We start from the raw sequence: 24922 nt of genomic DNA on the forward strand, positions 1-24922 counted from the left end.
ACCAAGAGAGAGAAAATCATAGGGTGTTTTTATAATTTATATTATATGATTAAAAAACACCATCTATAAACTCTTCTAAAGCAGATTCATGCACAGAATCTTTGCTTTCTTCTTCCAGATACTCGCGTTCAGCAGGCGCGCCATATATGTGAGGAGATTTTACTCCAGCTACTACTATAGTTGTCCTGATGATATTTTGAAGGTCTTCCTGTATCTGTGTACCCCAGATTATGTTTGCATCGGGATCAAGTTCATCAGCCACTATCTGAACAATCTTTTCAGCTTCGTGTAATGTCATATCTGAACTTCCAGATATGTTTATCAATGCACCTTTAGCATTTGAAATATCCAGATCAAGTAATGGACTATTTAATGCCTCATGAACAGATTCAATTGCCCTATCGCCAGATTCAGATTCGCCCATACCAATCATTGCCATTCCAGAACCCTGCATTATACTTCGTATATCTGCAAAGTCAAGACTTACAAGACCAGGTTTAGTTATGAGCTCGGTTATTCCTTTAACAGCTCTTCCTAAGAGTTCATCTGTAACCATGAAAGCTTTGTTTATAGGCAGATTTGGTGCAACTTCCAGTAATTTATCATTAGGTACAACAATTACTGTATCTGCATTACTCTGCAGCTTTTCAAGTCCTTTTTCAGCATTTTCTCGTCGTCTGAGTCCTTCAGCACTGAAAGGCATTGTAGCGACTGCAATAGTTAATGCGCCAATTTTTTTGGCTAACTTCGCAATTACTGGAGCAGATCCTGTTCCAGTACCTCCACCAAGCCCACAGGTTACAAAAACCATGTCGGCTCCTTCTAACCTTTCTTTTATCTGTTCTTCACTTTCTTCAGCACTTTCTTCACCTATCTCAGGTATACCGCCAGCGCCTAATCCTCCACATGTTCCTTTACCTATGAGTATCTTTTGATGAGAATTTGAGTAGAATAAGTCCTGTGCATCTGTATTTACTGAAATAGTATCTGCGCCTTCGATTCCTATTTCCATAAGTCTTGAAACTGTATTATTTCCAGCCCCTCCAGTTCCAACAACAAATATTTTTGCTTTACTCTGTTCTATAATGTCTTTGAGGTCACTGTTGATGTCTGATATATCGAAGTTATTCTGGATATCACTTGGTGTTCTCTCCCTTCTCACTTCAGATTCTTTTAAGGTACTATTTATAAGAGATTTCAATTCCTACCCCCACAGCCAATGTTGTTAAATTTATTTGTGGTATTGTAATAACTTATATTTAAAACCAGCGATTATATCAATGATAATTTACTATCTTGCAAATAATTTTTTAGTTTTATGAGGATATCCCCGCCACATCTTTTAGATATTGCTCAAGTATATTACTACATTAATGTCTTTGATTTTCTAATATATGTCCACGTTAAATTCATGAAAATATATCTAAATATAAGAATTATCTCCTAAAATTTAAGATTAAAAAACTATTCCCGCAAACTAAGATCGAGGCATTGCAATTATCTCTTTAATTTTAAGATCAAAGAAATTATTCATATGCGCCGGCTCTAAAACTACCGCAGCATCAGCACCCCATGCAGTTCCACCAATTGCAATTATCTCAGAGTCCATGGGTATTAAACCAGCATCAGCAGCCATAATGGTTACTTCAACACAAACCTTTATTCCCTGGCCAAATAATCTAAGGGTGCCTGCTATTACCTCAACAGGTGTTACTCCACCAAATTTATTTGATATTCCCCTGCCAACACCACTTAAAGCATGCGATCCTGTGTAAAATGTTATACCTTTTTCTACAAGCTTACTTTTGCCTTCTTCAGATATTTCCAGTTTTCCTTTTTCTTTAAATCCGGCATGATGAGTTATACTTACTATATCCACATCATCCATCGCTTCTTTTAGTTTAAGCGCGGTTTTACCAGATACAGATGCAACTACAATATTTTTTATGCCTAATTCTTCTTTTCTCTGCTTTACAACTTCTACCAATTTATCTGTATTTTGTTCACCAGGACTTTCAAAATAATAAATGCTCTTTTCCATTTATTTCACCTCAATAACACCCTTATTTATCTATCTCCAAAACTTTATACTTTATTGATATTTTTTGCAGCTATGCCAGGTTTACCCCATAAATCACCGAAGACATGATGCCCTAAAATAAAGCGTAACTAAAAATTTTATTTTTGATAGTATTATCTGTTACAATTTACATATTTATACAAAAATTAGAATGTCAAATTAACAAACACAAACTTTAAAATTTACATGCATTACTATATAAATCACAAAAACAATAAAAAACTGACATAATTAGATTTAATTGTTTTAGAAATTTATCAAAAGGTGAATTAATGAAAGCATTTGACTTTATTGGGTCATATAGAATTCCTAAACCCCGAAAAATAGGAATAACAATGATGTTAGATAAAGGTCTGGGTTTAAATGCCCTAAACGATCTGATGGAAGTATCTGGTGAATATATAGACCTCGCCAAATTTGGATGGTGCACTTCAGCACTCCATGATAGAGATCTTGTTAAAGACAAAATTGACACATATTTATCCTACGATGTAACTCCTTATCCTGGAGGAACTCTTTTTGAAGTTGCATATATGAAAAATAAATTTTCAGAGTTTTTAGATGAATCTGACGAGTTAGGTTTTACAGCCATTGAGATATCAGATGGATCTACAATCATATCCCCCGAAGAAAGAAGAAATATAATCTCTGAAACTAAGGATAGAGGATTCACAGTTATTTCAGAAGTTGGAAAAAAGAATCCTAAAGATGATTGTAAACTGGACACTGAAGACCGTGTGAAACTTATAAATTCCGATATAAATGCAGGTTCAGATAGAATACTGATTGAAGCACGTGAAGGCGGAAAGGGTATAGGCATTTATGATGAATGTGGAAATGTTAAGGAAGAAGAAGTTGAAATACTTGCAAAGACAGATATGGAAAAAATAATCTGGGAAGCCCCTTTAAAAAACCAGCAGACTTATTTAATCCTGAAATTTGGACCAAATATAAATCTGGGCAATATAGCGCCAGATGAAGTAACTGCACTTGAAACCATGCGGCGCGGGCTTAGAGGGGATACTTTAGGTAAATTAGACCTTTAACCCACTATTTCTTATTTTTATAATTACACTCACTATTTAATACAGTAAAATCCAGCCTGCATATAAGAATACCAGAACATCTCAACTACACTAAATCCACTTTTTCTAAGTAATGAAAGATGATCCTCAACAGTTATAGGGAAATATTCTACACCAAACCGTTTAATATGGTTATCAGCATCAACAACTGTTTTACCCCTTGAAATTTGAAATTTTCTCCAGTACTCTTTTCCTATTTCAGTTCCTTGGTCTGTAAGCGGGCGAATATTTTCAAATGTTACATAAACCCCATTTTCATTTAAATTATTATAGCAGGACTTTACAGCTTTATATCTCTCATTTTCATTTAGGTAATGATGTGATTGAATTGAAGTAATTACATCAGCTGGATCTGAAAGAGAAATATTCTGACTTGGTGCAGGTTCTAGAAATTCCACGTTTTTATTATCTTCTAATTTTTCTTTTGCTTTATTTAGCATGTCTGCAGAAGGATCAGCCAGTATAAATACAGTATTTTGGAATTTTTGCAGCGCTTTTTCTACCAGATTACCTGTCCCACAGCCAGTATCTAACCAATTATCAGGCCGAATATCCATCGATTCAATTAAATTAATGATTTCCTGGTGAAAGAAATTATAGTAAGGGATTGTATTTGCTATTTGTAAGTCATATTCACTTGAAAGGTGTGATGTTAAATTATCTAATTTCTGCATTTTTACTTCTCCAAATAATCTTATAAATTAAAATTAAAGCTAATCTTTAATATAGGGAATAACTAAATATTTTTGACTAATTATTTATAAGAAAATCATCTAGTGTTTTGGACCTCCAAAAATCTCTGATTTTTTAGGGATTCGCAGGTTACGATTTTCAAATATATCTAAAAATTATTAAGTTTAAAAAAGTTACGTTATTGACTATATTTAATGATATATTTGATTTAATTGTAAATGTTATTTTCTAAATATCCCATAGATACTCTCAAATTTAGTTATACAACTCAATTAGATGTGCAGTTATGAAAAATCAAAAATATAAAATTATTCCAGTTAAAACAGGTTATATCAAACCAAATGAACCATATGACATCATCATTGATAATGCTGAGAATTTATTAGAGAATGGAGATTATCTCGTAATTTCAGAGACCCCCATAGCCATAGCCCAGGGCAGGATGGTTGATGAAGCATTGGTTAAACCTTCATACCTTGCAACTTTTCTTGCAGATATCTGGTCAAAATACCTGTGGGGTTATATCCTCGGCCCTCTTTTAAGAATTAAACAGAGAACAATTAAAAATTTAAGAAACCTACCTCCTGAAGCGCGATCACATAAGGAAGTTGTACTGAAATATTATGGATTAAAACATGCTTTGAAGCCGGCTTCTGAAGCCGGAATTGACCTGAGTAATGCACCGGGGACTTATGTCTCGCTGTTACCACACGAGCCGCAGCATGTGGTGGAAGACATTGCACAAAAAATATCTAAAAATGTTGCAAAAGAAGTTGTAGCTATAGTAATTGATACAGATGCAACTTATGAATTTTTAGGTATGAAATTTACATCACTTCCCATAGCTGCAGAAGGAATTAAAGCTGATTTTGGAATAATGGGATATCTGCTGGGAAGATTCGGCAGAATCATAGGCCCTACCCCCTTAGCTATCTCCAAACCTCAGAATATGGAAAAAATCCTGGAAATTGCCAAAGTTGCCGATGATTACCAAAACCAAACTGAATACAGTATGAAAACTGTTTACGACATGGGAAATACATTTGACAAAGAAGTTGACAGCGTAACAATTGAAATGTTGAGTTCTATAGAACATACCCCTGCAGTCATCATCAGGGAGATTAAATAATGATAATATCTGTTGACATCATTGTTCGCCATGATCAATATTGTTACATCCAAATAATTAAATAGTAGTATAACAATAATAATAACAAGAGTCAAAATGTGTTACTCAACATCATTTTGATAAAAATTAAAATTTAAATGTCTTAAGAACCAGTGTTTTTCAGAAATGCTCGTTAAATATTTTTTTAATTTAACTTTAACGACTTTGCAATTTACATCTACCGCACTTTTTTAAAATAATTTCCTAGGAGGATAAACATGCTTAATGTTAATGGCCCAGTAACTCAAGAATTAATTAAATCTTCCCTATCTAAAGAAGGAACCCAGATTCTAAACGAAACTATGGTTCAAGAATTGATCCAGGAAGTCACTGAAGATAATGAACATAGTCTCACCATTATCAAATGTCTTTTAGAAGGTAAAATAACCGATGAAGAAATTTCAGAAGAAATCGAAGTAAGACTCAATATAGTGAGAAGAATTCTTTACAAACTCTACGATGCAGGACTTGCAAGCTACAAGCGAAGTAAGGACCCTGAAACTCAATGGTACACCTACAGCTGGACATTTGAAAAAGACAGTGTTATTGAAACTATTTCTAAGAATTACGAAGAAAAAGCGGAAGAAATCGAAGAATCATTAGCATATGAAGAAGACAATATGTTCTTTGTATGTACCAATGGATGCAGATTTAAATTTGAAGAAGCTGCAGAGTACAACTTCATATGCCCGGAATGTGATGAAACACTAGAGTACCAGGATAACGCTTCCGTAATAACTGGATTAAAAGAACAAATGAGCTAACACTCAAAAATCTATTTTCAGGGGCAAATATTTGACTATTAAAATTTTAAAGGATTTAAATTGCCCTATTCATTTAATTAATCACTCCAAGGCTGTTTGCATGAAAGCCTTGAAATTATCTTCTAATTTTGATGTTGATATCGAACTGGTAGAAACAGGCGCTCTACTCCATGATATTGGTAGATCTAAAACAAATGGCATAGATCATGCAATAGCAGGCGCAGAAATACTAAAAAACATGGGATTCCCAGATTCCATTGCAAATATTGCACTGAGGCATATAGGTGCAGGTATTCCAAAAGAAGAAGCAATACAGCTCGGTTTACCGCCACAAGATTATATTCCACTTACACTCGAAGAAAAAATTGTCGCCCATGCAGATAATTTAACCCACTGGGACAAAGAAGTAAATTTAGATTTTGTAATTAAAAAGTGGAATGAAAGGCTTGGAGAAGATCATCCCTCAATCAAGAGGATTATTAAGCTCCATAATGAGATTGTAGGTTCTAATACTTATTAATTTTCAGCTTTTTTTACTATATGTAATTATGTTTTCTTATTATCAATGATCTCAGATTTTTCATCCTGTTTAAAACTATTTGTATATTCCACCAGTTCAATTTTACAGCCAGACCCGATGGTTACATCAGTCCCTCTCACCACTTTTGCAGTTGTATTTTCAAGGTAAATACGGTCTCCTTCAATGATATCTGCAGTAAGTTCATTTTGTCTGCCAGGCGTGACAATAAGCTTAAGGCCTAAAAAGCTTAATTTTCCGCTTTTTTTAACTGTGATTTCTGATCCTCCAATTTCATGTACTTTACAAGGCCAGTATAAGTTTATTTTTACTATATCTGCATTTAAAAGGCCATCAATTGTAAGACTTCCTTCTACAGTAAAAATTTCGGCATTACAATCCCCTGAAGTATTGATATTTCCAGTAACTTTAACTTCGTCTGCAACTAATTCACCGTTAACTTCAAGTTCCCCCTGAACTTTAACTTTTTGAGCTTTTAGATCACCTTTAACATCTGCTTCGCCCCTTATGGTTACGTTACCTTCAGCTTTTAGGTTTCCATCGACTCCACCTTCTCCATTAACTTTAAAATCAGTGCAGTCAACATTTCCATCTAACATTCCTTCCCCCATTATACTGACCGTATTTACTGCTTTTAAATTACCCTCTACTGTACCTTCTCCATTAATTTTAAGATCTTTACATTCAATATCCCCATTTATTCTTCCTTCTCCCATTATGCGGATTTTATTGTATTCTCCTCCAGATGAACTTCCAGATCCATAAATTTTTAAATCTTCAACTTTGTTTTCCATAATAACCTCTCCTCAAATAAAACCCGCAAAAATCACCGATTTTTGGGGGTGTTTGCAAATCTAAGCATGCAAATCCCTAAAAAATCTGCGATTTTTTGGGCAAAAAATGCAACGCATTTTTCTAAAATTCCATAATTTTCTAGCATTAAAGAAAGAGAACTAATCCTCTTTCCAGCTAAATGTAGCTACCCCCAACCCAAACAGTATGATTCCAAGTACTGCGACAATTGCCAGGTTAATAAATGCATCTCCCATATTTCCAGTAATCATAGAGCTCCTCAAACCTTCACTCAGGTAAGTTAAAGGAGATATTTTTGCCAAATACTGCAGGAACCACGGCATGTTCTCAACAGGTATTAACGTACCTGAAACGAACATCAATGGAAATGTTATAACTCCTACAGCGTTCATGGCCGATTCTTCATTTTTAACGAAGTTTGCAACCACTATTCCAAACCCTGCAAACAGTGCAGTCCCAAGTACTATCAGCAGTAAACTTATCAGGTTGATATTTGGATGTATGTTAAATACAAGCCATGCTATGAATACAGCTACTGCCAGGGAAAGAATCACCAACACAGTCCATGTGGTAATTCTTGCAGCGATCCATTCCTTACTTGAAAGGGGCGTGGTTGAAAGTTTTCTAAACACGCCAGTACTGCGTAATCTTGCAATGGTTCCCACTGCCATATTTGTAGCGGCAGACATTATGGTAATAGCAAGTATTCCTGGAAGCAGGAAGTCAAAGTAGTTCATTCCAGATGAAGCAGCTTCAGTTGGTTTTACATTAATAATATTTTTGGCACCTGCCATTTTCATGTTAAAACCATTTGCAACCTGTTGAACCACAGAAACAGCTGCCATGGATGTAGATTTTGACTTATCGTAGTATATTGGCAAATCAGCACTAGGAAAACCACCAGATCCTGTCGTTAAAATGTCTTGCCCAAATCCTTTAGGTATTTCAAGATATGCGGAGACTTTCCCATCTTTAAGCATCTGCTCCAGATTCATACCCGAACCATCTTTGAGTTCCAGTGCACCTGTAGAGTTCAGCGCCTGAATAAAAGAATTCGACATCTGTGAACCATCGTTATCCTGATAATATAATGTGATAGAGCCAGATTGACCACCAAATATGTATCCAAATAATAGGAATAAAACTATGGGAAATACAAACATCCAGAAAATATTCATTCTGTCCCGGAAGGTCTCTTTAAAACTGTATTTAATATCAGTGCTAATTCGTGACATTTATTTTCCCCCCTCAACAAGTTTGTCCCCAGTTAAATTTAAAAATACATCTTCAAGAGTTGCTTTTTTAACGTAAAGCTCTTCACATGTTAAACCATTTGCATTAATAATAGATATTGCCTCGGACATGCTCTTCATTCCATTTCCTTCTTCTAATTCTACCAAAATGTCATTACCTTCAACTTTACAATCAGGGATAGCTTTAATAAGTTCACCTCTTGTATGTTCGTCACATTCTCGGATAATAAGCATATTACCCCCACCGTAACGGTTTATTAAGTCTTCAGGGGTTCCTTCAGCAATAATATGGCCGTTATGTAAGACGCACACCTTACCTGCAAGATAGTGGGCCTCATCCATATAATGAGTTGTAAGAAATACAGTCTTACCCTGTTTTTTTAATTCCTTAACTGCATCCCATACATCTCTTCTTGCTTTTGGGTCAAGACCAGTACTTGGTTCATCAAGAAAAACTATTTCAGGATCGTTAACCAGAGATATAGCAATTCCCACGCGCTGTTTTAAGCCTCCGGAAAGATCCTTAAATAAAGTGTCTCTTTTATGCTCTAAACCCAACATTTTGACTAAATCATCGACTTCAAGATGTTTTGGATACATTTGAGCGAAATAATCGATATTTTCATATACTGTCAACCATTCAAATGCATTAAAATCCTGTGGAAGCACGCCAATTTTTTGTTTAACTTTCATTTCGTCTTTTTTAATGTCAAATCCAAGAATATTTACAGAACCAGCAGTTGAACTTTTAAGACATTCCATTATTTCAACTGTTGTAGTCTTCCCTGCACCATTAGGTCCAAGGAAAGCAAATATTTCACCTTTTTTAATATTAAATGATATGTTATCTACTGCAGTGAAATCCCCATATTTTTTTACCAGAGATTTCACTTCAATTACGTTATTTGTCATATTTCCACCTTAAACTAAACAATTTATAATCATATCTGCCTGTAATCGCCCACTTCTGCTTTTTCATCCTGTTTGAAACTTTCATTGTATTCCACAAGTTCAATTTCACATTCAGGCCCTAATTCTACATTATTTCCCCTTACAACTTTAGCACATGTATTCTCGAGGTAAACATCATCTCCCTCGATAACATCTGCATTAAGGCCTTTATCGTGCCCATGCGGCCAGATAAAATTTTTTAGACCTCTTAATCCAAACCGGCTCATTCTTTTAACCGTAATTTTCTCACCGCCAATTTCGCGTGCTCTGGAGGGTCCATGTAAATTAAGTCTTAATTCACCTGCATTTAAGAGGCCTTCGACTGCAAACATGCCGTCTACACGGAACATTTCAGCGTTGCAGTCCCCTCCAATATTGATATTTCCATAGGTTTCAGCCTCTTCTACAGACAAATTCCATTCAATATGTGTCATACCCTTAACTTTAACTTTCTCAGCGCTCAAATCCCCTTTTATTGAGCTATTACCATTAATTTTAAAGGATTCTGCTTTTGTATTGCCTTTAACATTACCCTGTCCATTAACTCTCAAGTAAACACATTCCAGATCGCCGTTTATACTTCCATTTCCATTTATAGTTACAGAGTTGTATTTACCCCCGGCTGAACTTCCATGACCGTTGATTTTCAGGTCAGATATTCCATTTTCCATAATAATCACCATTAAACTATTTTAATTTTCGGACAAACTTTTTAATCCTCTTTCCAGTTGAATAACGCGACTCCTACACCAAAAAGTAATATTCCAAGTCCTGCAACAATTAACAGGTCAGTGACTGCGTTTCCAGTATTTCCTGTAATCATCGAACTTCTAAGACCTTCGCTTAAGTAGGTTAAAGGCGATATTTTCGTCAGGAACTGCAGGAACCATGGCATAGTTTCTACAGGTATGAAAGTCCCTGAAACAAGCGTTAACAGAAACGCTGTGCCCATTGTAACAGTAAATGCAGCTCCTTCATTTTTAATGAAGTTTGCAACAAGTATTCCAAATCCTACAAACAATGCAGTCCCAGCGACCATTAATAGCAGGCTTATCAGATTGATGTTTGGATGTATGCCAATTATCAGCCAGGCTGCAAAAATGGCTACGGCCAGTGAAAGAAGTGTTAAGATAGTCCACATAACGATCCTTGCAGCAATCCATTCCATGTTTGAAATTGGTGTTGTTGCAAGTTTTCGAAATACTCCAGAATTGCGGTAGTTGACAATAGTTCCTGCAGCCATTTGTGCACCAGTCATCGTAATAAAAATAGCCAGTATCCCCGGAAGCAGGAAATCAAAATAGTTCATACCAGAAGATGCATTATTCTGTAATTGACTTCCCAGACCCCCCAACACATTTCCTAACAACAGAAACAGAATAGTTGGGAATATGAAGAAAATAGCAATATTTGTTTTGTCATTAAAAGTTTCTATGAAACTGTATTTAAGGTCAGTGCTAATTCTTGACACTTTATTTTCCCCCTTCAATTAAGTTATCACCAGTTAAATTTAAAAATACCTCTTCAAGCGTTGCTTTTTTAATGTATAATTCTTCACATGTTGATTTATCTGTATCAATGATAGAAGCTGCCTTAGATATTATTTTCATATCATCTTCGCCAGACAATTTCACCAATATATTATCACCATCAATAGTGTATTCGGGGACAGTTTTGATAAGTTCATTTTTCGCTTTTTCGCTACATTTTCGGATAATTAGCATCTTATCGCCACCATAACGACTTATTAATTCTTCAGACGTTCCTTCAGCAATAATTTGACCATTGTGTAATATACATACTCTATCAGCAAGATTTTGGGCCTCCTCCATATAATGAGTTGTAAGAACTATTGTCTTACCATGAACTTTTAAATCTTCTATTGCATTCCATACATCTCTTCTTGCCTTTGGGTCAAGACCAGTGGTTGGTTCATCCAGAAAAACTATATCTGGATCATTTACCAAAGATATTGCGATTCCTACTCGCTGTTTAAGACCACCAGAAAGATACATAAATAACGTATCTCGTTTGTCCTCCAAACCCAACATTTTGATGAGACTGTCCACATTTACGTGTTTTGGATACATCTGAGCGAAATAATCAATGTTTTGGTAAACTGTTAGCAATACAGATACGCCGAAATCCTGAGGGAGAACACCAATCCTCTGTTTAATTTCTATTTCATCTTTTTTTATGTCATATCCCAGAATTTTTATGGATCCTGCGGTTAAACTTTTAAGACACTCCATCATTTCGACTGTAGTTGTTTTTCCTGCCCCATTAGGACCTAAAAATGCAAATACTTCACCTTTTTTGATATTAAAAGATATATCATCTACAGCAGTGAAATCACCATATTTCTTTACAAGCAATTTAACTTCAATTACATTTTTTACCATATTTTCACCTAAAAAAGCATTCATAAGCTCAAAATTAAACATTTAATCAGTATATATTTTTATGAGTCCTTACTTCAGACTTTTTATCCTGTTTGAAATCATCTTTGTATTCTACAAGTTCAATTTCACAACCTGGCCCTATCTCTATGTTATTTCCCCTTACAACCCTAGCTTGAGTATTCTCAAGGTAAATATCATCTCCTTCAATGGTCCTCACAGTAAGTTCTTTACCTTGCATCATACCTTTTAAGCCTAAAAAGCCACTTTTTCCTTTTCTTTTAACTGTAATGTTTTCGCCACCAATTTCTTGTGCTTTAGATGCTCCATATAATCTGAGTTCCAATTCACCTGCATTTAAAAGTCCTTCGATTGCAAACGTGCCTTCTATTTTGAAAACTTCAGCATTACAATCTCCATCAACACTGATACTTCCATAAGTTTCAGCATTATCTATAGATACATTCCCCTCAATGTTAGCATTACCATAAATTTTGGCTTTTTCTGCTTCAAGATTTCCTTTAATTGAATTAGTGCCGTACACATCAACAGACTCAGCTTTTACATTGCCATTTATATCACATCGCCCATTAATTTTCAATTTGATACAGTCCAGATCACCGTTTATTATTCCTTCTCCATTTATAATTACAGAGTTATATTTTCCCCCACCAGAACTTCCATGACCGTTGATTTTCAGGTCAGATATTCCTTTTTCCATAATAATCACCATTAAGCTATTTTAATTTTTAATTCCTCGATTAAATCTGAAAGATTCATCCTTTCAATGATTTTCATACTGCTTTCAAAATAAATATCACAAACATTCGAGACCAGACAGCAGCTTGAAATTCCAAGTTTACGCAGGAAAAGCAATTCTCCACCTTTTCCCTTAAATTTAGGATATTCTTCCTCTAAAAGGTTTAATATTATTTCTCCCTCGTCAAAATTGATTTTTCCAGATTCAAACATTTTGTCTAAAGTATACAGATAAAGCATCTTTCCAAAGGCAAATTTCTCTACTTCGCCCCTCTTTTGTGTGTAAAAATCAAGGGTAGTTTTTGAAACAATGTTCCGTTCCACTAACTTCTCACTTTCAAACACCGTTTCCATCAAGTTTGGGGAAAGCATTTCCGCCAGATCATCTAAAGATACGTCTCCTTTCATGTTTTTTATCTTTTCAACCCTGTCCAATATCCTATCCCTTGGAAAAAATGTTTCCTGACCTGTAAATGTAGACTTCTTAATGAACCATTCTTCAGGTATAAGGTTTTTCCGTTTCCAGCGGTAAAGCTGGCCGTAGGAAATCCCGGTCAATTCCAAAAGTTCTTTTTTGGATATTAATTCATTTTCCATGAGTAACTCACCCCCATTGTGGCTATTTTTATTAATGAAGCATCTAAAAACTTGATTAGTTTAAATTATAATCAAAGTACCAGCAACATCATTACACTAACTTCACGTAACATAACATTGTTACACTAACTATATAAAGATTACCTTCAAACTAAAAATAAAAATAAATTTTTAACACACCCCACTTACCAAAATTCCAGACATAAAAATATAATAATTACCGCACATATCTATACTAATACAAGTTCAACTGATTTCACAAGTTTACTCTGTTAATTTCACCAAATGAGGTAAAAATATTGAATTTAAACAAAAAGAATATCATAATCTTTCTCGGACCATCACTGAGTGCTGATGAAGCTTCCAAAATATTAGATGCAGATTATCGTCCCCCAATACAGAGAGGAGATGTAACAGCCGCCCTACAGGATAATCCGGACATAATTGGGATTATAGATGGTGTTTTTCACCAGCAACCTGCAGTTTCCCACCGCGAGATATTAGATGCCCTTAAAAAAGGCGTTAACGTTGTGGGCGGTGCGAGTATGGGTGCACTCAGGGCATCAGAGCTTGATGGCTTTGGAATGGTTGGGATAGGTTATGTTTACAACCAGTATAAAAACGGCTTTATTGAATCTGATGATGATGTAGCTATTGTTATTAATCCATTAAATTTAGAACAGCTCTCAGATTCACTTGTCAGCATGGAATACAACTTCAAAAAGATGCTTGAGGAAGGAATAATATCTGAAGAAGAATTTAACAGATTACTTAAAACTGCAAAATCTATTTTCTATCCAAAAAGAACCTATGATCTGGTTTTTAAGAGTGTTGATATTGATAAAGGTAGAATTAAAGAACTTGAAAGATTTTTAGATGAAAAAGGAATTGATATTAAACAACAAGATGCAGTTGATGTTATAAAATACATTAAAAACATGACCGAATGAATAACAATTTCATAAGATACCATTGATGTTATAAAATACATTACAAGTGAAAAACAGCAATCATAAATACAGTTGATGTTACAATACATTAAAAACATGATAGACTAATAAAATTAATTCTAACACACTATTTAATTATTAAACTGAATTTACTGCGTATTGAATTTTAAGGATGAGTTTATGGACCTTGAACAGAAAATAGAAAAAATAAAAGAATGTCTTAATAATAAAGAAGTTATAATTGCATTTTCAGGAGGTGCAGACAGCACGCTGATCGCGAAAATAGCAAAAGATGTCTGCAAAGAAGCAGCGGCTGTAACAATAGATAATGGAGTTCTGCCTCCAGACTGTATCAGCAACGCAACTGAAATTGCAAAGGAAATTGGGATTCCCCACGAAGTGGTGAGATACAATCTTCTTGAAAATGAAACTTTTAAATCTAATCTACCCAGCAGATGTTTTATTTGCAAAAATGAAATGTACAGCCAGTTACAGGACATAGCTAAGGATAAAGGGATTGATACAATCATCGACGGGACAAATATCAGTGATTTGCTTGAAGACCGCCCCGGAATAATGGTTAACTATGAAAAAAATATAGTCAGCCCCCTCGTATACGCCGGTTTTACAGACGAAGATGTAAGGAAAACTCTTAAAAAGCTGAATATACATTATTCAACATCCACAACATGTTTTGCAACCAGGATTTCCAGATACAGTGAGATAACCCCCAAAAAAATAAACAGGATAAGCTACGCCGAATCATTTATCAAAAATATGGCAAGAGACGGTCCTGTAAGGGTAAGAGACGACAACAATATTGCCCGGATCGAAGTTGGAAATGTCGAAAAACTATTGAACATGGGAATTTTAAATCATATAAACTCAGAATTAAAAGCAGTTGGATTTAAACGTGTTGCGCTGGATATTAGCGGTTACGGGGAGCCAGAGAAAGAATTAGTTGTTTATAAACCGTGTAAAGATGAAGAAAATAAAATAATGTTTGAAACAGAACTGCCCTATGAATTAGATATTAAAAATACATGTTCAGAGCTTAAGAAACTAGGATCTACTAAATGTTCAGAGCAAATGGGAATAGCAATGCTTGAAATAGAAGGTAGAAATGTAACGGTATTTAAAACAGGTAAAATCGTTGCCAGACGTGTTGCAGATAAAGAAGATGCAGAAAAGATTTTAATTGATGTTCTGCCACGTATTAGAAGAAAATTGGAGTAAATATGGTTTTGAATAATTACTCCCCTATTTTTTATACATTCAAATTTTTACCCATTTAAAATATAATTAAAAGTCTTTATGCACGCTTCCGCTGGCCTTTCTTCTAGAACTGGTAAGTTTTTTCCAGAATCCCCTTGTATCTTCACTTTCAAAGGAGATATACCTTCCAGTAACCTCAATTTCCACACCATCAACCACCACACTATTTATAAATATTTCAATAGTTGATGCATCTTCTAAAAGGTCATTTGCTTCGTAATCATAGTCGATCACAAGATCGTCATAGTCATAAACGTTTTTGATGGTACTTTTAATTGCATCTTCAATTAAATTAAATACCGTTTCAACTACTGGAACATTTGCCCACCAGCAGTATCCAAGGATTAATTTAAGTAGTATACTTTTAATAGACACTTCACCATCAAGTTTGGAAACAACTTTAATATTTCCGTTCTGCGATGTTATTTTGAGAGTAAGTAGTGATTCTGACATCTTAATCCTTAATTGCTTTTATTAGATCTGTAGCTCTTACAAGTCCTGTTAATTCTCCATCAACATCTATAACTGGTATCTGCTCAATATTATGATGCCTCATTTTATTGGCACATTCTGTCACAGTGGTTCTTGTGGTGGCTGTTATTAAATCAACTGCCGCAACATCTTTAACCTCTTTATCAGAAAATTTAAGATGGTTTGTTATGACATAAAGAACATTTGTACTGTCCCATGACCATTTATCTCCTTCAGTACCTACAGATGTGTTATGAACTGTTCTTTCAGAGACAACTTCACTTTCATTTATAAAATCAGTTTCTGTGAGTATTCCAGATAATTTTCCATCTTTATTTAACGCGATAAGCACTTTAAATCCAGAATATCTCATCATTTCAAAAGCTACATTCAAAGGAGTTCTTTCCCATGTTGTAGGAATATTTTCAAGCATATAATCTTGAACTGGTTCTCCAATGTCTAGTTTAGATAATGCCTTTTGTATCAAGTCAAATGCAGTAACTAAACCAACTAATTCTCCATCATGAACAACTGGAACTCTTCTTATATTGTTCTCTATCATTTTGACTGCAGCATCTTTAATATCATCATCTGGAGTAGTTGTTACCAGATTTCTAGTCATTATAAGAGCTATTTGTTCTTCATCCGGGTTATTTACAAGATCTGATCTTGTAACTAATCCAACAAGTGTCTTTGTTCCAGATTTTACAACAGGCAGCCCTGACACATTCTTTTCTCGCATTAATTCCAGAGCGTTCAAACGGTTCCCTGGAACCTGTATATAGTGTATATCCTCTGACATTACCTCTTTTACAAGCATTGTTACACCAACTAATAAAAATAACTACAAAACAGATATTCAAATTTAATGCACGACTAAAACCGGGCACTGTGATGACCGTACCACATTTTCAGTCACACTTCCAAGTAAAAATCGGTCTAATCCATGTTTTCCTGAAGTACCCATTACAACAAGGTCAACACCTTCTTCTTTCACAGTATTTATTATAATATCTGAAGGAGAGCCTTCTTTAGTACTAAGGGTTAATTTAACTTCTTTTTGACATTCGTCTTCAATTTTACTTTCCTTTAATATGTCAGAAATATTCTCCAGTGATTTACGCCCTTCTTCCTTTAGCATCTCTTTGATCCGCACTATAAGATCCTCTGCAGGTAATCCAACAAGCGATGATGTCTCAATTACGTTTAGAGCTATAAGTTCTGCACCGTTTAATCTTGCAAGCCATATTGCATGTTTTGCAGCCTTGTTTGCATACTCAGAACCATCTGTAGGCAGTAAAATTTTTTTATACATGAATTCACCTCTTAAGATAATATATGACTTAATAATATATATTTTAATTGTACTGATTCAAATATTATATAAACTAGATTATTAATTTTTACTTAATTAAAAGATGATTTAATATTAACGTATTACTAAAACAGGACATTGTGCCGATCTCATAGTGTTTTCAGCTACACTTCCAAGCAAAAATCTATTAACACCATGTCTTCCAGCAGTGCCCATTACCACAAGATCTATATTTTCCTCATCTATAGTTTTGAGTATTTTATCTGCAGGAGACCCTTCCTTAAACTTCAAATCTAATTTAACATCCTTCTGGCATTTTCCGCCATCCATAATTCCAGTCAGCATATCTGAATATTCGTCAAACACCCTTTGTACGTCCTGTTCTAATTCTTTTTTTAGTTCAGTTTTATTAACTGATCTGATTCCACTAAATCTAGGGGTTTCAACTACATATAAAACCAGTATCTCTGCACCACTTCTACTTCCTATTTGAAAAGCTTGTTCTGCAGCCCTTTTTGCATTTTCAGAACCATCTGTAGGCAATAAAATTTTTTCATACATTAATCCACCTCTCACATTTTTCTAATAATAGTTATGTGCTGTAAAATGCCATAAATTAATTAATATATACAATATTGCCTTCTGTGATTAAACCAACTATATCTTTCGGTTCTGTTCTGTTAATAAGAGATAATATTGAATTAACTGAAAATTGTTTTACAATGATAATATCTGCAGTACTTTCTTCTTTTATACATCCTGTATTTAAATCAAATGCATTTGCAGCGTTTACTGTCGCCATCTTAAATATTTCTGCGGGAGAAAAATATTCTCGGTAATAGCCACGAGTTACTTTCAAGGCATATTCCATTTCCCTCAACATATTAGGGGAATTAAACATTATATTATCTGTTCCAAGAAGTACATTTATTTTATGTTTAAGCATGTCACTTAGTGGTGGAATTCCAACAGAAAGTGTTCCATTTGATCGAGGGCATGAGACCACAGAACTACCGCTGTCACCTATCAATTTTAAATCGTTCCCAACAGGAGCTGTAACATGAATTAAAGCATTTAAATCTGCTTCAACAGCCCTTTGAACTTCACTCTTTCCAGTTGCTTTAATAGAATCTTCCTGCAGTTTTTCATATTCTGCAGTATGTATTGCAGAGATTTTTCCATGTTTTTCACATATTTTAGCAATTAAAGCCACCACTTCATCCCTTATTTCACCAAATCCACTTAAACCTATACCATCACACGATTTAAGGAGATTTTTAGTGATGCTTTTAATTTCTCCATTTCCCACGTCAGGATCAAAGAATGCATTATCCCTTCCAAGAACTATTTTTCTAATTGGAATATCTTCAGAAGCTTCTTCTAGTAAAAGTATCCCTTCAAGTCCTCCTTCTCTAAAATCAACGAAAGTTGAAGTGCCGCTTGCAAGCATATCATTCATAGATCGCTTCATGGAATTTATGATTTCTTCAGGTTTTGATCCTTCAAGTATCCTGTGTTTAAGGCCGTTTGGTGGTTTAACAATTTCAGCTATGGTTTTTCCATCCCCAACATCGCAGGCTATAGAATCACCGATGTGCACATGAGAATTAATAAATGCAGGGGCCACAATACATCCCCTTGCATCGATCTTTTTGCCGCCCCTGACTTTATCTTTAGTAATTTCAATTATTTTATCGTCTTCAATTACCACATTTGCATTAATGGCATCCATGCCTTCTCCATACAGTACTTTGCCATTTTCAATTGTTATCATGTGAATCAGTATTTTGTCTTGTATCTATAAAGTGAAATTTTAAATTAATTTATTATCTTTTAGTTTAAGTATAAAAATTTGAATGTAAAATTAAAAAGTAGAAAAAATATGGATTTAAGAAGAAAAGTTAGAAAGATTTCCCATTATTATTCTCATTTATCTCAGAAACCTTCTTATTATAATCTGATTTAACTGTACCATGCTTATATTTAAAATAAACCTTGTAAGTTTTGTATGCTCCAGATTTAAGCCCATATGTGTAAATATTTTTGTAATAACTGCCGTACCACGCCCTTGTGTAACAAACCCCTGAGGAAGCAGTTCCCTGGTTTTTGACAGTTACATACAAATAATTTCCAGATTTGTAAGCTTTTGTTATTATAAGATCAGGTTTTGGGTTTACTGCAGTATTATACCACTTTTCAGCGGCAGAATTATCGTAAGCCGTAGTTTGAACAGCAGTTGGGAATTTACCGCCCCAGTTACCTACAAAAGCACACATCCCTTTATCATTCCGCCATACCTGAACCCCATTGTAAGTTGTATACTTGGCTATCTTTTCATAATTTTTAGTGTTAGCATCCGCGAAATTTGTCGCTCCCCTTAAGAAATCATAAACTATTTCTGCCCCATTCCATCCACTGGCATAATAATTTGCCCCTGCGCCATTGAACATCCTCGCAAAGTTGTAAACTGTTTGGGCGGGATTTGCAACTTCTTTTCCATTGACCCAGCCTGTTGAAAAGCATGTGTGTAACAGGATTACAGGGATATTTTTCTTAAATGGTGCTGTAAATAGTTTTCCGTTCCATCCTTCGCGCATTTGGCCGTTTATACCCCAAATAAATCCATTAGATCCAACAAGTGCGAAGGGGGCTTTTGCTGTTCCGCCGTTTCCATTGTAGTTTCCTGACTGGTAACCACCATGCCCTGCATAGATCACAGCATCCGCATTGTACATTCCTTTTATAATGTTTTTAGTGGTTGCATTTTCTTTATAAAGCTCTAAAACCTTGTATCCCTTACTTTTTAGAGCCTTACCAATTGTTGAAGCTTCATTGTAATTATTAGAATCAGATATAATGAGAATATGAGCTTCAGCAGCAGGTAAAAAAGTAAAAACACCCACCAGAAATGCCGCTAAAGTTAATTTCACTAATTTCTTTTTAGATTTATACAACTTTATACCCCACAAAGAAATAAGACCGACAATATACTGTTAAAAAATCACATCAATATCATTTTTATTGTATATTTAAGTGATTTAAGGCACATGTTAATAAAACTAGTGTTAAATAAAATATATTTTAATATAATAATACCATAAAATAATTATTTAAGATTTATTTAAAATATTTTTAAAGTGATTATAAAAAAAGTAGGTAAAATAAAATTTTACCCAATTTAAAGAGCACATACTGCCATATTTAATAATAATTACCTATTGCACCTTTAACAAGTTTAAAAAAATGATTTAAATCATTTTGAAGAGTTATACACAAATAATTCCATGATTTATAAACATTTGAAGTTACAAGATCTAAATTTGGAATGCCATCAAATACATTTCCTGCTACATTACTATCATACCATTTTTCAGCCGCAGCATCGTTGTAAGGAGTAGTTTGAGCAGCAGTTGGGAATTTACCATTCCAGTTACCAACAAAAGCAGCTATTCCATGGTCATTCCGCCACACAAGGGTACCGTTGTAACTTGTACTTTTTGTTATCTTTTCAAAGTTCTTATTGTTGGCATCAGCAAAGCTTGTTGCCCCACCTAAAAAATCATAGATTATTTCTGCCCCACTCCAGCCAGTGGCATAATAATTTGCCCCTGCACCTGTAAACATCCTTGCAAAGTTGTAAACAGTTGCAGTAGGGTTTGCAACCTCATTATTTTCCACCCATCCATCGGAAAAACATGCATGCAGCAATATTACAGGAATGTTCTTTTTAAATGGCGCTTTAAATGTTTTATGTCCTAATCCAGTGCTCATTTGATTTCCCACACCCCATACGAAACCGTCCGATCCAATAAGTGCAAATGGAGGGCTTGCAGTTCCACCATTTTGATCATAATTTCCAGATTCATAGCCGCCATGTCCTTCGTAGATCACAGCGTCAGCTTTGTACATTCCTTTTATAATATTTTTAGTGGTTGCATTCTTTCCATAAAGCCATAAAACAGAGTATCCTTTACTTTTTAAAGTTTTGACAATTTGTGAAGCTTCATCATAATTATTTACATCAGATACAACAAGAATATGCGCCTCAGCTGCAGGTAAAAAAACAAAAATACATATCACTGTAGCTAAAGCCACTTTCAATAAATTTTTTGAAATTCCATGCAATTTTATGTCTCCAATATAAAAAATTTAATTTTTTATACCATTCGCCACATTTTTCCAGAGGTAGTACATGACTGGTAAAATGAAGTTGCATATAATTTATTTCATTGTAATACTATAAAATATTTATTTAATAAGGCTCATGTCTCAAAAGTTGTGCAAATATTATATTATTTTTCATAGTAGGTGAACTACATGTTTTAAGATAATTTGCTATCAATCAAAATTACAATTTAACATGAAGTATATTCCTGCACTTGTCGGGCATGAACGTTTAATAAAATTAGTTAGAATGCTTAAAAAGATAGTTAAGTTAATTAATTGGATTAACTTTGTAATTGGGATAACTAAGTTCAAAAATTAAAAATAAGGATTTTTAAGACCTATGAATTATGGTAATCATTCAATGATTTTACTCCAATTTCATCGTCTTTAACCTTTTCAATTGCAGTAAGCGCTGCACGAGCTCCCGCAAGTGTTGTAACATAAGGTATTCCAAGTTCAATCGCCATTCGCCTTATGAAATAGCCGTCATCTGCAGACTGTTTACCTGAAGGCGTATTTATTATAAGATCTATTTCATCATTTACCATTGCTTCTTTTATATTTGGAGAGCCTTGACTGATTTTTTTAATTCTTCCAATTTTTACATGGTCTTCAACTGCTTTTGCAGTTCCCCTTGTTGCTACAAGATCAAATCCAAGTTCTTCTGCTTTTTGAACTATGTCAAGGATTTTAGTTTTATCGGCATCTTTTACACTTATGAATATTTTACCTTCAGTTGGAAGTTCCATACCCGCTGAAAGCTGAGATTTATAGTAAGAAACACCGAAGTTCTCATCAATTCCCATACTTTCCCCGGTTGACTTCATCTCAGGGCCGAGTATTGCATCAGATTCTGGAAGTTTGATAAATGGAAATACTGACTCTTTAACAGCCACATGGTCAATTTTAACCATATCTACAAGGCCTAAATCTTTTAATTTGGTGCCCATCATTAGTTTAGCCGCTACTTTTGCAATTGGCACTCCAACAGATTTACTGACAAATGGAACAGTTCGGCTTGCACGTGGATTTGCCTCTAAAATGTAAACTTTAGGGTTTCCATCATCTTTTACTGCATACTGGATATTCATAAGCCCAACTACATCCAGTTCAAGTGCGAGTTTCCTTGTGTAATCTTTAATGGTTTCTATAACTTCAGCAGGAATAGTCTGTGGTGGTATAACACATGCTGAATCTCCGGAGTGTACTCCAGCCTCTTCTATGTGTTCCATTATTCCACCGATGAATACATCTTCTCCGTCACACAGGGCATCCACATCCACTTCAATAGCATCTTCAAGGAATTTATCCACAAGGATAGGATGTTCTGGCGAAATTTTTACAGCTTCTTTCATGTATTCTTCAAGTTCTGTGTTATCATAAACTATTTCCATAGCTCGCCCACCCAGCACATATGACGGACGGACCAGTACAGGGAATCCTATTCTCTCTGCAGCAGTTTTAGCATCTTCAAATGAATGAGCAATACCAAAATCTGCCTGAGGAATTCCAAGGCGATCTAAAACTTTTGTAAATTGTTCACGGTCCTCTACACGGTCTATACTCTCATGAGGAGTACCTAATATCTTTACTCCTTCCTCTGCAAGAGGCACAGCTAGATTTATTGATGTTTGACCACCAAACTGTACAACTACACCATATGGTTTTTCTTTATTGACTATGTTCATGACATCTTCCAGAGTCAATGGTTCAAAATAAAGTTTATTGGAGATATCATAATCAGTACTAACAGTTTCAGGATTGTTATTTATAACTATAGTTTCTATTCCTTCTTCTTTAAGTGCCATTGCACCATGTACACAACAATAATCAAATTCTATACCCTGTCCAATCCGTATAGGTCCAGCACCGAGTATAATAACTTTTTTATTATCAGAAACTTCCACTTCATCAAACTGTTCATATGTGCCGTAGTAATAAGGAGTTTTTGCCTCAAATTCAGCAGCACATGTGTCAACCATTTTATAGGTTGGGATGATTCCATTCTCTTCCCTTAAAGCCCTTACCTGTTTTTCAGGCATTCCTGTAATTTGAGAAAGTTTTTTATCTGAAAAACCCATTCTTTTTGCTTTTTTCAGTAAAAATGGATCATAAATAGTGTCTTTGTTTAATTCTTTTTCAAAATTAATGATATTTAATATTTTATAAAGGAAAAATTCGTCAATTTTAGTGATCTTCTTTATCTCTTCAATGCTTACGCCGGATTTAAGAGCCGTATACACCTCAAATATCCGCTTATCAGTAGCATTTTCAAGTGATTCCTCATCAAATTCCACATCGTCAAATCCATATCGCCCAATATCAAGAGATCTTATGGCTTTATGCAGAGACTCTTCAATTGTTCGCCCTATTGCCATAACTTCACCAGTAGACTTCATCTGGATTCCAATCTGCCGATTTATGCCTTTGAATTTATCAAAGGGCCATCGGGGTATTTTAGCAACAACATAATCAATAGAAGGTTCAAAAGAAGCAGGTGTTTCTTTAGTAATATCGTTTCTGATTTCATCAAGGGTCATTCCAATGGCGATTTTAGAAGATATTTTGGCTATTGGATATCCTGTTGCCTTGGAAGCTAATGCACTGCTTCTACTTACCCGTGGATTCACTTCAATTACTTTATATTCACCAGTTACAGGATGCACTGCAAACTGTATGTTACATCCTCCCTGAATTTTTAATGCCCTTATTATTTTAATAGAAGCATTTCTAAGTCTCTGGTTATCATCATCGCTTAAAGTCTGTGAAGGAGCAACAACGATACTCTCCCCAGTGTGTATTCCCATTTGGTCAATATTCTCCATGTTACACACAATTATGCACGTGTCATTTTTATCACGCATGACCTCATATTCAAACTCTTTCCATCCCATTACAGATTGATCAATGAGTACCTGGCCAATATAACTCATATCAAGCCCACGAGATGCAATTTCCATTAATTCCTCATCATTATGGGCTACTCCACCACCAGTACCTCCAAGGGTAAATGCAGGCCGGACAATAACAGGGTATCCAATCTCTTCAACTGCTTTTAATGCACCTTCCAGTGTGTCTACAGCGTGGGCTTTTGGTACAGGTTCATTGAGTCTCTTCATAAATTCATCGAAAAGTTCACGATCTTCTACATTTCGTATAGTTTCTACTGATGAACCTATTACCTTAACACCTTTAAGAGCACCTATTTCTTCAAGTCCGGTTGCGACATTTAAACCTGTCTGTCCACCCATTGTTGGTAAAATTGCATCTGGTTTTTCTTTTTCTATGATTTTTGCAACGATTTCTGGAGTTAATGGCTCGACATACACTCTATCTGCCATATCTACATCCGTTTGAATTGTTGCAGGATTACTATTTACAAGTACAGTTTCAATTCCCTCTGCCCGGAGGGATTCGCACGCTTGAGAGCCAGAGTAATCAAATTCGGCTGCTTGACCTATTTGAATTGGCCCTGATCCAATGATAAGAACTTTTTTTATGTCATGATCCTTCGGCATCTTTATCCCCGTTATTTTGTAACTTATTTTTGTGAGTTTAAATCCATTGAACTATGTTTTTATCTTTATTAAATATTTTTCAATCTGGCAGTCTTATCTTTCAAAGTACTCCCAATGATGATTTTA

The 24922-nt window shown here is 34.8% G+C and carries 25 protein-coding genes; 6 read left to right on the forward strand and 19 right to left on the reverse strand.

What is annotated here, in order from left to right; all coding sequences use genetic code 11:
• Positions 1 to 49 precede the first annotated feature (49 nt).
• Together ftsZ and AAGU07_RS06080 are read right to left on the reverse strand one after the other, a co-directional pair.
• Complete coding sequence (ftsZ, locus tag AAGU07_RS06075) at positions 50 to 1201, reverse strand: cell division protein FtsZ (protein ID WP_069585612.1); 1152 nt, start codon at positions 1199 to 1201, stop codon at positions 50 to 52.
• 276 nt (positions 1202 to 1477) lie between these two features.
• On the reverse strand, positions 1478 to 2041 hold the full coding sequence (locus AAGU07_RS06080; protein ID WP_342458241.1) for a pyruvate kinase alpha/beta domain-containing protein: 564 nt from the start codon (positions 2039 to 2041) through the stop codon (positions 1478 to 1480).
• A gap of 311 nt (positions 2042 to 2352) precedes the next feature.
• Here AAGU07_RS06080 and comA point away from each other — a divergent pair, with 311 nt between their 5' ends.
• Positions 2353 to 3126: a phosphosulfolactate synthase gene (gene comA, locus AAGU07_RS06085; RefSeq protein ID WP_342458242.1), complete on the forward strand. Its 774-nt coding sequence runs from the start codon at positions 2353 to 2355 to the stop codon at positions 3124 to 3126.
• A gap of 32 nt (positions 3127 to 3158) precedes the next feature.
• Here comA and AAGU07_RS06090 read toward each other — a convergent pair whose 3' ends face one another.
• Positions 3159 to 3839, reverse strand: coding sequence for a class I SAM-dependent methyltransferase (locus AAGU07_RS06090; RefSeq protein ID WP_342458243.1), 681 nt, complete (start codon positions 3837 to 3839; stop codon positions 3159 to 3161).
• 305 nt (positions 3840 to 4144) lie between these two features.
• On the opposite strand from AAGU07_RS06090, the gene AAGU07_RS06095 reads away from it, so the two are divergent.
• From AAGU07_RS06095 to AAGU07_RS06105, 3 genes are all read left to right on the forward strand, one after another.
• A complete protein-coding gene (locus AAGU07_RS06095; RefSeq protein WP_342458244.1) occupies positions 4145 to 4987 on the forward strand; it encodes a coenzyme F420-0:L-glutamate ligase in 843 nt (280 codons plus the stop codon).
• 326 nt (positions 4988 to 5313) lie between these two features.
• A complete protein-coding gene (tfe, locus tag AAGU07_RS06100; protein ID WP_342459348.1) occupies positions 5314 to 5790 on the forward strand; it encodes a transcription factor E in 477 nt (158 codons plus the stop codon).
• Positions 5791 to 5821: 31 nt separating this feature from the next.
• Positions 5822 to 6310 carry a TIGR00295 family protein gene (locus AAGU07_RS06105; protein WP_342458245.1) on the forward strand — a complete coding sequence of 163 codons (489 nt, stop codon included), beginning with the start codon at positions 5822 to 5824 and terminating at the stop codon, positions 6308 to 6310.
• Between the two features lie 26 nt (positions 6311 to 6336).
• Here AAGU07_RS06105 and AAGU07_RS06110 read toward each other — a convergent pair whose 3' ends face one another.
• The 8 genes from AAGU07_RS06110 to AAGU07_RS06145 form a co-directional block, all read right to left on the reverse strand.
• Entirely contained in the window at positions 6337 to 7122 is a 786-nt protein-coding gene (locus tag AAGU07_RS06110) for a polymer-forming cytoskeletal protein (RefSeq protein WP_342458246.1), read from the reverse strand.
• Positions 7123 to 7281: 159 nt separating this feature from the next.
• The gene (locus AAGU07_RS06115; RefSeq protein WP_342458247.1) at positions 7282 to 8376 is read right to left on the reverse strand and encodes an ABC transporter permease; all 1095 of its coding nucleotides are present in this window, start codon (positions 8374 to 8376) and stop codon (positions 7282 to 7284) included.
• Positions 8377 to 9306: an ABC transporter ATP-binding protein gene (locus AAGU07_RS06120; protein WP_342458248.1), complete on the reverse strand. Its 930-nt coding sequence runs from the start codon at positions 9304 to 9306 to the stop codon at positions 8377 to 8379.
• Between the two features lie 29 nt (positions 9307 to 9335).
• Positions 9336 to 10016: a polymer-forming cytoskeletal protein gene (locus AAGU07_RS06125; protein WP_342458249.1), complete on the reverse strand. Its 681-nt coding sequence runs from the start codon at positions 10014 to 10016 to the stop codon at positions 9336 to 9338.
• 41 nt (positions 10017 to 10057) lie between these two features.
• Positions 10058 to 10816, reverse strand: a complete 759-nt coding sequence (locus AAGU07_RS06130; protein WP_342458250.1) for an ABC transporter permease — start codon at positions 10814 to 10816, stop codon at positions 10058 to 10060.
• A gap of 1 nt (position 10817) precedes the next feature.
• Positions 10818 to 11747 carry an ABC transporter ATP-binding protein gene (locus AAGU07_RS06135; RefSeq protein WP_342458251.1) on the reverse strand — a complete coding sequence of 310 codons (930 nt, stop codon included), beginning with the start codon at positions 11745 to 11747 and terminating at the stop codon, positions 10818 to 10820.
• A gap of 46 nt (positions 11748 to 11793) precedes the next feature.
• A complete protein-coding gene (locus AAGU07_RS06140) occupies positions 11794 to 12465 on the reverse strand; it encodes a polymer-forming cytoskeletal protein (RefSeq protein WP_342458252.1) in 672 nt (223 codons plus the stop codon).
• An 11-nt stretch (positions 12466 to 12476) separates the two neighbouring features.
• The gene (locus tag AAGU07_RS06145; protein ID WP_342458253.1) at positions 12477 to 13100 is read right to left on the reverse strand and encodes a YhbD family protein; all 624 of its coding nucleotides are present in this window, start codon (positions 13098 to 13100) and stop codon (positions 12477 to 12479) included.
• A gap of 299 nt (positions 13101 to 13399) precedes the next feature.
• On the opposite strand from AAGU07_RS06145, the gene AAGU07_RS06150 reads away from it, so the two are divergent.
• Positions 13400 to 14050 carry a TfuA-related McrA-glycine thioamidation protein gene (locus AAGU07_RS06150; protein ID WP_342458254.1) on the forward strand — a complete coding sequence of 217 codons (651 nt, stop codon included), beginning with the start codon at positions 13400 to 13402 and terminating at the stop codon, positions 14048 to 14050.
• Positions 14051 to 14230: 180 nt separating this feature from the next.
• Entirely contained in the window at positions 14231 to 15286 is a 1056-nt protein-coding gene (gene larE / locus AAGU07_RS06155; protein ID WP_342458255.1) for an ATP-dependent sacrificial sulfur transferase LarE, read from the forward strand.
• A 66-nt stretch (positions 15287 to 15352) separates the two neighbouring features.
• Here the strand turns inward: larE and AAGU07_RS06160 are convergent, their stop codons facing one another.
• From AAGU07_RS06160 to carB, 8 genes are all read right to left on the reverse strand, one after another.
• A complete protein-coding gene (locus tag AAGU07_RS06160; RefSeq protein WP_342458256.1) occupies positions 15353 to 15778 on the reverse strand; it encodes a hypothetical protein in 426 nt (141 codons plus the stop codon).
• Between the two features lies 1 nt (position 15779).
• Positions 15780 to 16616 (reverse strand): CBS domain-containing protein, encoded by an 837-nt coding sequence (locus AAGU07_RS06165; protein WP_342458257.1) that lies wholly within the window; start codon positions 16614 to 16616, stop codon positions 15780 to 15782.
• A gap of 45 nt (positions 16617 to 16661) precedes the next feature.
• Positions 16662 to 17111 (reverse strand): universal stress protein, encoded by a 450-nt coding sequence (locus tag AAGU07_RS06170; RefSeq protein ID WP_342458258.1) that lies wholly within the window; start codon positions 17109 to 17111, stop codon positions 16662 to 16664.
• 114 nt (positions 17112 to 17225) lie between these two features.
• Entirely contained in the window at positions 17226 to 17672 is a 447-nt protein-coding gene (locus AAGU07_RS06175) for a universal stress protein (RefSeq protein WP_342458259.1), read from the reverse strand.
• A 55-nt stretch (positions 17673 to 17727) separates the two neighbouring features.
• Entirely contained in the window at positions 17728 to 18885 is a 1158-nt protein-coding gene (locus tag AAGU07_RS06180) for an amidohydrolase family protein (RefSeq protein WP_342458260.1), read from the reverse strand.
• A 127-nt stretch (positions 18886 to 19012) separates the two neighbouring features.
• Positions 19013 to 20065, reverse strand: a complete 1053-nt coding sequence (locus tag AAGU07_RS06185; protein WP_342458261.1) for a CARDB domain-containing protein — start codon at positions 20063 to 20065, stop codon at positions 19013 to 19015.
• 247 nt (positions 20066 to 20312) lie between these two features.
• Entirely contained in the window at positions 20313 to 21236 is a 924-nt protein-coding gene (locus AAGU07_RS06190; RefSeq protein ID WP_342458262.1) for a hypothetical protein, read from the reverse strand.
• A 380-nt stretch (positions 21237 to 21616) separates the two neighbouring features.
• On the reverse strand, positions 21617 to 24796 hold the full coding sequence (gene carB / locus AAGU07_RS06195) for a carbamoyl-phosphate synthase large subunit (protein WP_342458263.1): 3180 nt from the start codon (positions 24794 to 24796) through the stop codon (positions 21617 to 21619).
• Positions 24797 to 24922: the final 126 nt, after the last annotated feature.

The organism is Methanobacterium sp. (assembly GCF_038562635.1).
GTDB lineage: Archaea > Methanobacteriota > Methanobacteria > Methanobacteriales > Methanobacteriaceae > Methanobacterium_D.